This window comes from Pseudochrobactrum albidum (assembly GCF_051851455.1).
In the GTDB taxonomy this organism is placed as follows: Bacteria; Pseudomonadota; Alphaproteobacteria; order Rhizobiales; family Rhizobiaceae; genus Pseudochrobactrum.
The window spans coordinates 376,579-389,215 of the sequence record NZ_JBPVTR010000022.1 but is presented as its reverse complement, the minus strand read 5'-3'; the positions used below and the strand labels follow the sequence as shown (position 1 = coordinate 389,215).

At 48.0% G+C, this 12,637-nt stretch carries 10 protein-coding genes and 1 tRNA gene; 5 read left to right on the top strand and 6 right to left on the bottom strand.

The features are described from left to right. Positions 1-46 precede the first annotated feature (46 nt). On the bottom strand, positions 47-349 hold the full coding sequence (locus ACSTTO_RS09020; RefSeq protein ID WP_439272815.1) for an FAD assembly factor SdhE: 303 nt from the start codon (positions 347-349) through the stop codon (positions 47-49). Positions 350-484: 135 nt separating this feature from the next. Here ACSTTO_RS09020 and recG point away from each other — a divergent pair, with 135 nt between their 5' ends. Together recG and ACSTTO_RS09010 are read left to right on the top strand one after the other, a co-directional pair. Next, a complete protein-coding gene (gene recG / locus ACSTTO_RS09015; RefSeq protein WP_439272814.1) occupies positions 485-2,617 on the top strand; it encodes an ATP-dependent DNA helicase RecG in 2,133 nt (710 codons plus the stop codon). A 101-nt stretch (positions 2,618-2,718) separates the two neighbouring features. Then, the gene (locus tag ACSTTO_RS09010) at positions 2,719-3,159 is read left to right on the top strand and encodes a universal stress protein (protein ID WP_439272813.1); all 441 of its coding nucleotides are present in this window, start codon (positions 2,719-2,721) and stop codon (positions 3,157-3,159) included. 56 nt (positions 3,160-3,215) lie between these two features. Here ACSTTO_RS09010 and glmS read toward each other — a convergent pair whose 3' ends face one another. From glmS to ACSTTO_RS08995, 3 genes are all read right to left on the bottom strand, one after another. Then, positions 3,216-5,039, bottom strand: a complete 1,824-nt coding sequence (glmS, locus tag ACSTTO_RS09005) for a glutamine--fructose-6-phosphate transaminase (isomerizing) (protein WP_439272812.1) — start codon at positions 5,037-5,039, stop codon at positions 3,216-3,218. 119 nt (positions 5,040-5,158) lie between these two features. Beyond that, entirely contained in the window at positions 5,159-6,529 is a 1,371-nt protein-coding gene (gene glmU / locus ACSTTO_RS09000) for a bifunctional UDP-N-acetylglucosamine diphosphorylase/glucosamine-1-phosphate N-acetyltransferase GlmU (protein ID WP_439272811.1), read from the bottom strand. A 150-nt stretch (positions 6,530-6,679) separates the two neighbouring features. Then, the gene (locus ACSTTO_RS08995) at positions 6,680-7,426 is read right to left on the bottom strand and encodes a cytochrome c biogenesis CcdA family protein (protein WP_439272810.1); all 747 of its coding nucleotides are present in this window, start codon (positions 7,424-7,426) and stop codon (positions 6,680-6,682) included. A gap of 630 nt (positions 7,427-8,056) precedes the next feature. Between ACSTTO_RS08995 and ACSTTO_RS08990 the strand changes: the two genes are divergently transcribed. Then, positions 8,057-8,132: transfer RNA gene (locus ACSTTO_RS08990), tRNA-Lys, on the top strand. A 305-nt stretch (positions 8,133-8,437) separates the two neighbouring features. Then, positions 8,438-9,736: a glycosyltransferase gene (locus tag ACSTTO_RS08985; protein WP_439272809.1), complete on the top strand. Its 1,299-nt coding sequence runs from the start codon at positions 8,438-8,440 to the stop codon at positions 9,734-9,736. Between the two features lie 267 nt (positions 9,737-10,003). Here ACSTTO_RS08985 and ACSTTO_RS08980 read toward each other — a convergent pair whose 3' ends face one another. Together ACSTTO_RS08980 and ACSTTO_RS08975 are read right to left on the bottom strand one after the other, a co-directional pair. After that, entirely contained in the window at positions 10,004-11,416 is a 1,413-nt protein-coding gene (locus tag ACSTTO_RS08980; RefSeq protein WP_439272808.1) for an MFS transporter, read from the bottom strand. A 20-nt stretch (positions 11,417-11,436) separates the two neighbouring features. Further along, the gene (locus tag ACSTTO_RS08975) at positions 11,437-11,799 is read right to left on the bottom strand and encodes a DoxX family protein (RefSeq protein ID WP_439272807.1); all 363 of its coding nucleotides are present in this window, start codon (positions 11,797-11,799) and stop codon (positions 11,437-11,439) included. Between the two features lie 153 nt (positions 11,800-11,952). Here ACSTTO_RS08975 and ACSTTO_RS08970 point away from each other — a divergent pair, with 153 nt between their 5' ends. After that, on the top strand, positions 11,953-12,579 hold the full coding sequence (locus ACSTTO_RS08970; RefSeq protein WP_439272806.1) for a TetR/AcrR family transcriptional regulator: 627 nt from the start codon (positions 11,953-11,955) through the stop codon (positions 12,577-12,579). Positions 12,580-12,637: the final 58 nt, after the last annotated feature.

The window sequence follows — 12,637 nt, the reverse complement described above, 5'->3', positions numbered from 1 at the left end:
CGCCACATGATCTGCAGAACATGGGCTTATAAGATTTTGAGGTGATTTAATATTCGATTTTATCGCGAAACAAAATAAGATCGCGGAACAAAGCAGTGTCAAAAGCTTCCGGTATTTTATCTTCACCGGTAATCCATTTGAAAAGATCGCGATCCAGCACCTCAAGCAGGCGCTCAAATTCGTTTAATGTATCCTCATCCATTGTGGCAATATGCTTATCAGCATATTGGCCAAAGATCAGATCCATTTCCTTCATGCCGCGATGCCAGGAGCGGAACAGGAGTTTACGGCGGCGCGCATCCAGTTGCGCTCCGGCCTCAGTTGCTGCCAGTTTACTGCCTGTGCTCATATCATTCTCCGAATTATCATTTACACACAGCTATAAATATAAGCCCGTATATTCAATAGTGTTTGCAGCCATATAACGCGGGATGAGCACATTGTCAGCCTTGCAAGTTGACAAGATCTGGGTCAGTTTGCCTTTATGCGTCCAAGTCTGCTTGATCCCCTGTTTGCCTCTGTCCGCACCCTCGCCGGTGTGGGGCCCAAAATTTCTGCCCTGCTTTTGAAGCTGCTTGGCGCAGAAAGCGCAAATATGCTTGAGCCGCGCGTGGGGCAATTGCTGTTTTTGCCCCCCGCCAGCGTGATTGACCGGCGCAACCGCCCGGGCGTGGCTTTTGCCGAAGCCGGTGCCATTGTTACGCTGGAAGTGACTATTGATCACTATCAATTTTCTCCCTCTGCAACCAAAACCGGTGCGTTTATGCGCGGTTCTGTGCCGCATCGTGTTTTTGCCCATGATGATACGGGGGAAGTAACGCTGGTTTTTTTTCACGCACAGCGTGCCTGGCTGGAAAAAAGCCTGCCTTTGGGCGAAAAGGTTATCGTTTCCGGCAAGGTGGAATGGTTCAATGGCCGCGCCTCCATGGTGCATCCGGATCATATAGCGCCTGTTGATGGCAGTGAAGATCTGCCCCTGATTGAGCCGGTCTATCCGTTAACCGCAGGGCTTTCCCCAAAAACTTTGGCACGCGCCATGCGCGATGCACTGACACGCATTCCCGATCTGCCGGAATGGCAGGATAAGACGCTGATGGCGCGGGAGAATTTTCCGACTTTTTCTCAAGGGCTGCATCATCTGCATATGCCGCAAGAACCGGAAGATATTGCAGAAAACAGCCCTGCGCGCCGCCGTCTTGCTTATGATGAATTTCTTGCCGGACAAATGGCGCTGGCGCTGGTGCGCGCCAAAACCAGACGCCTCTCCGGCAGGCCGCTTATGGGCACCGGCAGGATCATTACACAAATTCTGGCCAACCTGCCCTACCGCTTGACAAAAGGGCAGGAACAGGCGGTTAAGGATATTATCCGCGATCTTAAAGCACCGGAGCGCATGTTGCGCCTGCTGCAGGGCGATGTTGGCTCCGGAAAAACCGTGGTTGGCCTTTTAGCCATGGCGCATGCGGCAGAATCCGGCGGACAATCTGCCCTGATGGCCCCGACGGAAGTGCTGGCACGCCAGCATTTTGCAACCATTGCCCCCTTGGCTGAAAAAGCCGGATTAAAAACCGCATTGCTGACAGGACGTGAAAAAGGCAAGGAACGCCAGCGCATTCTCACCGCACTGGCCGATGGTACGATCCATATAATCATTGGCACCCATGCGCTGTTTCAGGAGAAGGTTGATTATAACGATCTGGTATTGGTGATTATTGATGAGCAGCACCGTTTTGGCGTGCATCAGCGCCTGCAGCTCACCGCCAAGGGCACTGCGCCGGATATGCTGGTGATGACGGCAACGCCAATTCCGCGCACGCTGGTGCTGACCGCTTTTGGCGATATGGATGTTTCCAAACTCACTGAAAAACCCGCCGGCCGCCAGCCGGTAACTACCGCGATTGTGCCGGTTGAACGGCTGAATGAAATTGTGGAGCGTATGAAAAACGCCATTAAGCAAGGACAGAAAATCTATTGGATCTGCCCGCTGGTGGAGGAATCGGAACATGTTGAGCTAACTTCCGCCGAAGAGCGTTTTCAAAGCTTTCTGCCAATTTTTGGCAACAAACTCGGCCTTATACATGGCCGCATGAGCGGGCAGGAAAAGGATGAGGCCATGCTGGCTTTCAAACGCGGGGATACCCGCCTTTTGATTGCCACAACGGTGATTGAGGTTGGCGTGGATGTGCCCGATGCCACAGTGATTGTGATTGAACATGCAGAACGTTTCGGCCTGTCACAATTGCACCAGTTGCGCGGCCGTGTCGGGCGTGGCGACAAGCCATCAACCTGCCTGCTGCTCTATAAAGGCCCTTTAGGGGAAATCGCCAAAGCACGTTTGCAGGTCATGCGCGAGACAGAAGACGGTTTTCGCATTGCTGAGGAAGATCTTAAACTGCGTGGCGAGGGCGAATTGCTCGGCACCCGCCAATCCGGCACGCCGGGCTTTAAACTCGCTTCTGTTGAAGCCCATGCAGATTTGCTGGAAACAGCCCGTAAAGATGCCCGCCTGATATTGGAGCGCGATATTAACCTGCAAAGCGAACGCGGGCAGGCTTTACGTCTTCTGCTCTATATTTTTGGCCGGGATGAGGCCATCAGGCTGCTGCGCGCCGGATAATATATTCCTCTCTTTTTTCAAAACGGCTCCGCTTTGATTAGTATCAATGCGGAAAATTCTTTGCGGTGATAGGAAAAGCTGAAACTGAATGAGGATAAAATATGTATAAGCACATTCTTATCGCTACAGATGGCTCGGACTTTTCTGCAAAAAGCCTTGAACATGGCCTTGGCATTGCAAAATCCACCGGCTGCGATGTGACGGTTATGACAGTTACCAAACCATATTCCCTGTCAGGGCTGACCGGCACACGCATCAGTGAGCAAAGCGTGGAAGACTATAATAATGAGTGGAAAGAATTTGCCGCGGCAATTTTATCCGCCGCACAAAAAACCGCTGATGCAGCAAATGTCCAAATTAAAACGCTTCATCAAACCGGCATTTCGCCTGCCAGTATTATCATTGAAACCGCTGAGGACTATGGCTGCGACCTTATTATTATGGGCTCCCATGGCCGGCGCGGTATGAAACGCCTGCTGCTTGGCAGCCAGGCCAATGAAGTATTGCAATTGAGCAAAATTCCGGTTCTGGTTGTTAAATAATAAAAACCCCCGCCTAAAATTAGCAGCGGGGGTTTTTTGCTAATAAAGAACCGCGCTTATTCAACTGTCACGGATTTTGCCAGATTGCGCGGCTGATCCACATCCGTACCCATAAATACAGCTGTGTAATAAGCCAGCATCTGGATTGGCAGTGCATAGACCAATGGCGCAATAAATTCAGGCACATCCGGCATGATCAATGTTGAGAGCGTATCAATATTGGCATGTTCCGCGCCTTTTTTATCGGTAATCAGAATAATCCGTCCGCCACGCGCCGCCACTTCCTGCATATTGGACACAGTCTTCTCATAAAGGCGATCAAATGGCGCAATCACAATCACCGGCATGGTTTCGTCAATCAATGCAATCGGCCCGTGTTTCAGCTCACCGGCAGCATAGCCTTCCGCATGAATATAGGAAATTTCCTTCAGCTTCAGCGCACCTTCCAATGCCAGCGGAAAAGATGTGCCGCGACCAAGATAAAGCGCATGTTTGACATTCATTAATTCGCGGCAGATGGCCTCCACTTTCGGTGCCAGTTTAAGCGCCTGATGCAAATAGCTGTTGAGCCCTGCCAGCTGCTGCACCAGCTGCTTTTCCTCCTGCGGGGAAATTGTGCCGCGAGCACGCGCTGCCGACAACGCCAGCGAGGCCAGAACAGAAAGCTGACATGTGAAAGCCTTGGTTGAGGCAACGCCGATTTCAGGCCCTGCCAATGTGGGCAGCACAATATCCGATTCACGGGCGATGGTAGATTCCCGCACATTAACTATGGCCGCAATCGGCAAGCCCTGTGAGCGGCAATAGCGCAATGAAGCCAGCGTATCGGCAGTTTCCCCCGATTGTGATACAAATAATGCCAGCGTATCGGTTGAAAGCGGCATTTCACGGTAGCGAAATTCAGAAGCAATATCAATTTCCACCGGCAAACGGGCATAGTGCTCCAGCCAGTATTTGCCGATTGTTGCAGCATAATAGGCGGTGCCACAGGCAGAAATTGCCATACGGTTGATTTTCGACCAATCAATTTCAGTGACATCATCGCGAATTGACGCAGAGGTAAAATCCAGATAATGCGCCAGCGTGCGGGAGATTACCTCCGGTTGTTCATAAATCTCCTTTTCCATGAAGTGCTTATAATTGCCTTTATTGACAATATAGGCACCGCTGGCGGATTGCTGCACAGCGCGGCGTACCGGATTATTTCCCTCATCATAAAAAATAACGCTGTTGCGGGTCAGCACCGCCCAGTCACCATCCTCCAGATAGGTGATTTTATCTGTAAAAGGGGCAAGCGCGATAGCATCGGAACCGAGAAACATTTCCCCCTCGCCATAGCCAATAGCCAATGGCGAGCCGCGGCGGGCGGCAACCAGCATTTCATTTTCGCCTTTAAATAAAAAGGCCAGCGCAAATGCACCGCGCAAACGGCCAAGTACCTTGCGCACGGCCTCCACCGGTGCATCACCGGCACAGATATAACGGGAGACCAGTTGCGCTACGGTTTCCGTATCCGTATCAGACTGAAACCGCACACCCTGGGCTTCAAGCTCTGTGCGCAATTCGGCAAAATTCTCGATAATGCCGTTATGAACAATCGCAACCTGCTCTGTGGAATGCGGATGGGCATTGCGCTCGGTTGGTGCGCCATGGGTGGCCCAGCGTGTGTGGCCAATGCCGATATTACCACTCAAAGGCTCAGCATTGAGGCGATTTTCCAGATTAACCAGCTTGCCTTCAGCGCGGCGGCGCTCAATCTGATCATGCACCAATGTGGCAATACCGGCAGAATCATAACCGCGATATTCAAGTCGCTTCAATGCATCCACAAGCCGCATTGCAACCGGCTGTTTGCCGACAATACCAATAATTCCGCACATAGAGTTTGTTCCTGTTGCCAGTTTGTTTCTGTTGCGTCGCTGATTCAGGTTTGGCTTATCAGCCCTATAGGCACAGATTACCAACCATCTTAAATTAAAAAATGAATCTTCAGCGATAATTATTTATTTTTATTGGCTTTAATGGCCTTGTATTTCTCGCGAAGAACTTGTGCCCGCCCTTCTTTATTGATCTGCCTTGCCCGCCCGAGCGCCAGTGCATTTTCCGGCACTTCATCCGTGATCACGCTGCCGGACGCCACATAAACGCCATTGCCAATTGTCAGTGGTGCCACCAAAGCCGCATTGGAGCCGATAAAGGCATTGCTCCCGATAATAGTTCTGAACTTGTTATAGCCATCATAATTGCAGGTGATCACTCCGGCGCCGATATTGCTGCCCTCACCCACGCTTGCATCACCGATATAGGATAAATGATTAACTTTTGCGCCTGCACCGATATCGGCATTTTTCACCTCGCAGAAATTGCCGACCTTGGCTTTTTCCGCCAATTTTGCCCCCGGGCGCAAACGCGCAAACGGGCCGATACTGGTATTGGCGCCGATCTGTGCACCTTCAATATGGGAAAATGCATGGATCACCGCACCGGAAGCCACATGCACTTTTGCACCAAAAAACACATTCGGCTCAATCAGCACATCCGGCTCAATCTGCGTATCATGGGCAAAAAACACCGTTTCCGGTGCAATTAGCGTTACGCCGGAGAGCATAACCTCACGGCGCTTGCGTGCCTGCCACAGGTTTTCAGCCTCAGCCAGTTCTGCGCGGTTATTAATACCGATCACATTTTCAACCGGCACTTCAATAGCAATAACATTCAGCCCTTGCGCATGTGCCAGCTTCACCACATCAGTGAGATAATATTCACCTTTTGCATTATCGTTTTTGACGGCGGAAATTAATTGCAGTGCAACTTTGCCGCTCAGTGCCATCAACCCGCCATTGCAAAAATTGATTTTGCGCTGCTCCTCGCTCGCATCTTTTTCTTCAATAATCGCAACAAGCTTGCCGTTTTCCTCAATCAGGCGGCCATAGCCTGCCGGATTTTCCGGGCGAAAGCCCATCACCACAATATCCGCGCCTTGTGCAAGCTTTTCACGCGCGGCACGCAGCGATGTCTCTTCAATCAGCGGCGTATCACCAAAAACCACCAGCACATCATCATAACTGTCAGCCAGTGCCTCGCGTGCTGCCAAAACAGCATGAGCCGTGCCAAGACGCTCGCTTTGCGTAAAAAACCGCGCAGCATCATTAATTCCGGCAACAGCTTTCTTCACATCTTCCGCACCGCGGCCAACAACAACGGCAAGGCTGCTTTTTTCATTTTCCAGACAAGCACCCTGCACCGCCTTGACCACATGCCCCACAAGCGGCAGGCCGGCAATGGGATGCAGCACCTTGGATATGGCTGATTTCATACGGGTGCCCTCGCCGGCAGCAAGGATGATAGTCAGGCAGGATCTTGAACGCATAGTTTTTCCGTATAATTCCGGTCTGAAAATTCAGAACCACTTTATATTTGCAAAACGTATAGATTTATTTACCCGTCATGGCGATACGATATTTTTATGAAAAACAGCGTAAGGGTAACATTTGGGCACAGCTTGTAATGCTTATTGCCATCAGCCAATCTTGCCAAGAATCGGAAATGTTTCCAGCAGCCAGAAAGCAAAAGACTGCATGCCGCCGCTAAGAAACAGAATTCCGGCAGCAACAAGCAACAAGCCCATCAGCTTTTCCACCTTGCCCATATGCACACGAAAACGTGACAAAAACTGCATGAATGCACCGGAGAACATGGCAGCGATTATAAAAGGAATGCCAAGCCCGAGAGAATAGACTGCAAGCAATACCGCACCATCAAGTACGGAAGCTTTAGAGCCTGCCAGTGTAAGAATTGGCCCTAATACAGGGCCTATACAGGGTGTCCAGCCAAAGGCAAAGGCCAGCCCCATAATATAAGCGCCGAGTGGTGTGGCGGGAGCCGATCGCGCCTGAAAACGCGCCTCGCGTGATAAAAAGGACAACCGCACAAGCCCGAGAAAATTAAGTCCCATTACAATAATGACCAGACCTGCAAGAACAGCAATTTCCGCCTGCCACTGACGAAGAAACGCACCGATTGACGACGCGCTGGCGCCAAGTGCTACAAAAACAGTGGTAAAACCAAGCACAAAGGCAAAAGATGTGAGCAACAGGCGCATGCGGTTATGTGCAGCTTCCTCTGCATCGCCGCCTTTGCGAAAATCATCCACACTCACACCCGCCATATAACAAAGATAGGGCGGCACCAAAGGCAGCACACAGGGTGACAAAAATGACAATGCACCTGCTCCCAAAGCTGTCAGATAAGAAATATCAATTGCCATCATCCTGCCCTGTCATATCGCGCTGGTAGCTGGAGCTATATCCGGTAACCTTTTCTCTATAATTAAAGAAAATGCACCATCGCTCATTTTGCCTCATATGTTTTTTCAACCATAGAGCGGTCACCCTCCTGATCCGGATTATCATATTGTGTATACGCAAAACCGCTTCACGGTTTTGTTTTAATATGCCTTCAACCCGAAACAATATTATTCTTCAAGCCAGCCTTATAGCCATAAAAACAGCGAAGAGAAACCATAATGCGCATCACAACAGGCGCATCCGCTTATGCAAGGGAATTTTCAGGCTGACAAAACCTACTGATTCAAGAATCAATCGTACAAACAATGGCTTGGATGAATCGTTTTATAAAAATTATACTCTTCATACGCCTCAGATTATGCAAGCTGACATAAACTTAAACGTGAAAACAAATATATTACACACTTATAAGTTGTATTTTTTGCCTGCATCTGGGGAAAAACTCAAAAAATATGAAAAAAACAGCTGTTCTGCATCAAAACAGTGATTTTGGGTGTTGACGATCGCGTCATCCCCCCCTATGTATCGCCGCACTTGCAGAGCATTACCGAGGTGCTCCTGAGAAGACCACAAGGTCTCAAGAATTGCAAGAGCGCGTAGCTCAGCCGGTAGAGCAACTGACTTTTAATCAGTAGGTCCACGGTTCGAACCCGTGCGCGCTCACCAATTCCTTCATCTCTCCAAACAAAAGCATATAATATTTTTACACAGCTTGCTTTGCAGGCTTTTTCTATTTTGGTTACTATGCCTTGTCTGGCTGCAAACACTGCATTTAAATATTTGTTAACCGACACACATATTGCAAAGCAGCTACGATCTTATCACTTTATTATAATTTTCGTATAAAATAAATTATAAATATGTGTTTTCAATTATTGAAGCGCAAGCAATAAGTTCTGACAGTTTGCCTCGTTTGAAAATGCAATAACATACTCCATTCCATGATATTTACTCACTATTTGGGAAAAATGATGAAAATTGTCTATTATAACTGGGTTGATCATGATGATATTCAAAAGCGTGGCGGCGGTGTAAGTATTTATCAAAAAAATGTCGCATCCAGCCTTGGCCATGATAAGGTTTATTACATATCATCAGGTGTTTATTACGATCCGTTTGACAGAACACCCCGGCTTATCCGCAAAAGAAATAAATTTTATATACAAAACTCTGCCGCACTTGCTCCATCTCATTTTTCCTTTTCAGCAAGGGCTCAGTTATCCGATGATCAAACAAGCAAAATTTTTATTGAGGCTCTCACGCATATAGGCAATCCGAATATTATTCACTTCAATAATCTGGAAGGTATCCCTGTCAGCATATTACCTGAGATTAAAAAGGAATTTCCCAATACGAAAATCGTTTTTTCAGTACATAATTATTATGCCTTCTGTCCTCAGGTTAATCTATGGAACAGAGAAAAACGGCATTGTGACGAATTTAACGGAGGAAAAGCCTGTATTAACTGTATCAGTGAACACCCTTATCCTGAAAGCATCCGTAAGGCTTACTCACTGAGTGAAAAGCTTCATAATATAGGTATAAAAGAAGATACAAAAACATTTTCAAGAATATGGCAAACGGCTGTTACTTCTAATACTGTTTTCAACAAATTCAAAAAAATAATTCTTCCTGAAAAGAAAACATGTCAAGATTATATTAATTTTTCACAAAATTACGATTATTTTACAGAAAGACGCCCAATATTCGTCAATACAATCAATAAATATTGTGATATTATTCTCCCAGTTTCAGAGCGGGTTCGGGAAATTTGCCTGCAATACGGACTTGAAGATCAACTGTTACATACATGTTATATCGGTACTGATCATGCCAAATATTTCAATACAAATCATCGAAATAACCGCAAAGTCCGGAGTATAGGTTATTATGGTTATATGCGACGGGATAAAGGTTTCTATTTCTTTCTGAAAGTTTTAAAAAGAATTCCTGATGATCTGGCAAAACATATGAGTGTAATTATTGCCGCCAAAAATACGGATCACCATGCCTTTGTACAAATACGCGATCTTACTCAAAAATTTGACAATGTCATTTTTGCTGATGGATACAATGCTGCCAGCCAGGAAAAGCTGCTGGCTATGACCGACCTTGTCGTGATCCCTCCCCTATGGGAAGATAATCTTCCTCAGGTTGCCATAGAGGCCAACTGCCACAATGTACCACTTTTTTGCAGCGATAAGGGGGGGGGCTGCAGAGATTACCGGCAGGAATCCGTTATTTACCTTTCAGGCCGGCTCAATAAATGATTTTTTGCAAAAACTGACAGAAATCCTCAAAACCGGAATTACGCAAGAAAATTATTGGATTAAAACGATGCGCCCCATAACTATGGAAGAGCATATTGCTGAACTAAAACGAATTTATCAAAAAATTACACAGACAAAGGAAATGGCAAGCAATATAAAGGCTGCGGCAAGTATATAAATGCCCCTCTGCAGATACACATATCGATACCGGCAGCGGTCTTAAAACGCCGCCGGTAATGCAAAATGTGCCGTTTTGCCGTCTGCTGTTTATTGTTTTCCGGTCGCCATAAAGGCAGCCATAATACCCAGCAGGCACAGTACGCCAATGCCTAAAGCAACATAAGCGGCAGCCGTTGCAAGTGATTCACCGCCTGCTGTCATCAATGTGCCGGCCAGTGCGGATGTGACTGAAAACGCAATCAATTGTGTGGTGGTAATTGCCGCCGCAGCCTTGCCACCTTCCGCCGGATCTGTGGTGCTGCTCATTGCAGCCACACCAAGCAGCGGCCATGCAATGCCAATGCCCGCACCGGCCACAAAAAGCGCAACCGCCCATGTGCCAACGGTAAACAGGTTTGCATTTTCTGCCTGCAGCAAACCATAAGCCACAAGCCCGATTGTTAACAATACAGGCCCCATGCGTATAGCGCGTTTTCTTGCCGCCTGCCCCTCAACGGATACTACAAACAATTGCGCAATCACCCAGGCCAGTGACAGGACTGCGCCAAGAAAACCGGCAATAAGCGGAGAAAGACCAGCCAGTTGCTGGCCAAAAAGCGGTATAAAATTTTCCACCATTACACCGGCACTCAATGCTGCAACTGTGAGATAAACCCATTTTAACGGATTGCCGCGTTTATAGGTAATGCGCGGCAAAATCGTATTGGAGGATTTCCTCTCAATAGAGACAAATGCAATCAAAAAGACAATACCAATGCCGATGGCAATCAAAGTGGGCCAGCCAATAGGTAAAATGGAACTGACACTGATTGCTACAATTGCCAATAGCAGCGGCAGCAAGGATGCAAGCGGCAATGGTGATTTGTAGCCGGCAATTTTAACCCCGCGGAAAGAACGTTGTGAAATCGTAATCAGCAACAAAGATGCAATGGCAAGCGCACCATAAGCCCAGCGCCACAGGCCGAATTCAGCGAATATTCCGCCAAGTGCAGGGCCAAAAAGCGTGCCAAGCCCCCACATTGCTGAAACCGCTCCGGTTGCTTTTGCCCATAGGGCTTCCGGCAATGATGAGCGGATTACCGCATAGCCGAGACCGGCCAGCAAACCGCCACCAAGCCCCTGCACTATGCGGCCAATGATTAAAAACTCCATATTGGCGCTGGCTGCATTGAAGATTGCGCCAAGTGCAAACACTATAAATGCAATAAGATAGGCAAATGTGGGCCCTTTCCATTCCAGCACACGGCTCACAAAAAGCGAGGCAATAATAGCTGCAATCACAAAGGATGTGGTGACCCAGGCATAATATTGCTGGCCGCCTATATCGGCCACGATGGAGGGCATCAAAGCTGCTGTGAAATACAAGTTCATGGCATAAAGCAGCACGCCGCCTGCCAAAACCAGCACCACAGCCAGATTGCGGCCGGAAAACAGGTCAGACCAGCCTCCATGCGCAACAGCTGCGCCGGTATGGTCTGTTTTTACCGAAGATTTGGTCACGGAATATCTCCTGAAAGAGGTTAGAAAGCACTGCGCCGGTTTATGCAGGACAGAGCCAGAACGATGAGCGCGAATAACAAAACAATCACAGGCGCAACGGCATGGCCGTAATCGCCGTTAATCAGTGTTGTCAGGGAAGCGGCTGCCATAATCAGCGAAGCAAGCATTGCGCCATAAGCTCTCAAACTGCGGAAAAACAACAAGATAGCAGCGATAAACTCCAAAACTCCTGTCACATAATGGAACCATGAGGGGTAACCCCAATTGGCATAGGCTGCGGCATTTTCCGGAGAAATGATGATATTTCCGTAGGCTCCGTATAAAAAAAAGGCAGCCAGAAGCGAGCCGAGAATCCGGCTTAATGTGGATTGCAAGTCAGACACGAAACCTCGCAAAAATCTGAATTTTCATTTGAAAACTATCAAACGGCTCGACAAAAATGCTGCATTGCCGTAAATAGTATGATCACTCTATTTATAAATTTCACTCAGGTCAATCATAATTAGAGTGATTATTCTAATAATTTTGGTGAAGCTATGGCGAGAAAAATCAATCCGGACAAGCACGAGGAAAAACGTCTGGAAATTCTGGAGGCTGCGCATCGCTGTTTTCTGCGCCATGGGTTGCAGGGGGCATCAATTGCAATGATTTGCAAGGAGGCTGCAATCAGCCCCGGGCATCTTTATCATTATTTTGCCAATAAAGAGGCGATTGTGGAGCAAATGGCGCAGGATTATCTGCAGCAATTGCACAGCCATTTTCACAACCACCCTGAAGGACAGGACACAGCAACCATATTGCTTTCTGAATTGTGGAGTATGGAAGGCTGGGATGACCTTGATCATTGCCGGATTCTCTTTGAGCTTCTGGCAGAAGCCGGCCGCAATGACCGCGTGCGGGAAATATTACGTGAAAACACCACCGGAATCCGACATATGCTGGTAGAAACCCTTAAAACAGCACAAGAGAAAGGGCAGATTGATAAAAGCCTTGATCCGGAGCAAACCGGCGCTGTGCTTATTGCCGTGCTTGATGCCGCACCTATGCTGCCGCTTATGGCTCCGGGTATGGATTTTGAGCAATGCCGCCGGATTATCACCACAATGATACGCCGTTTTTTACAGCCGCAAACATCTGCGCAAACATCTGCAACGCCGCTTTAAAAAATATTTGAAACACGTTTTTAAAGGCTTGACTTTGGCAGAAAATAAAAAGAACATT

Bases quoted from the DNA above. Each gene is read 5' to 3' on its own strand.
- ACSTTO_RS09020 (WP_439272815.1), bottom strand. From the start codon at position 349: ATGAGCACAGGCAGTAAACTGGCAGCAACTGAGGCCGGAGCGCAACTG.
- recG (WP_439272814.1), top strand. From the start codon at position 485: ATGCGTCCAAGTCTGCTTGATCCCCTGTTTGCCTCTGTCCGCACCCTC.
- ACSTTO_RS09010 (WP_439272813.1), top strand. From the start codon at position 2,719: ATGTATAAGCACATTCTTATCGCTACAGATGGCTCGGACTTTTCTGCA.
- glmS (WP_439272812.1), bottom strand. From the start codon at position 5,039: ATGTGCGGAATTATTGGTATTGTCGGCAAACAGCCGGTTGCAATGCGG.
- glmU (WP_439272811.1), bottom strand. From the start codon at position 6,529: ATGCGTTCAAGATCCTGCCTGACTATCATCCTTGCTGCCGGCGAGGGC.
- ACSTTO_RS08995 (WP_439272810.1), bottom strand. From the start codon at position 7,426: ATGGCAATTGATATTTCTTATCTGACAGCTTTGGGAGCAGGTGCATTG.
- ACSTTO_RS08985 (WP_439272809.1), top strand. From the start codon at position 8,438: ATGAAAATTGTCTATTATAACTGGGTTGATCATGATGATATTCAAAAG.
- ACSTTO_RS08970 (WP_439272806.1), top strand. From the start codon at position 11,953: ATGGCGAGAAAAATCAATCCGGACAAGCACGAGGAAAAACGTCTGGAA.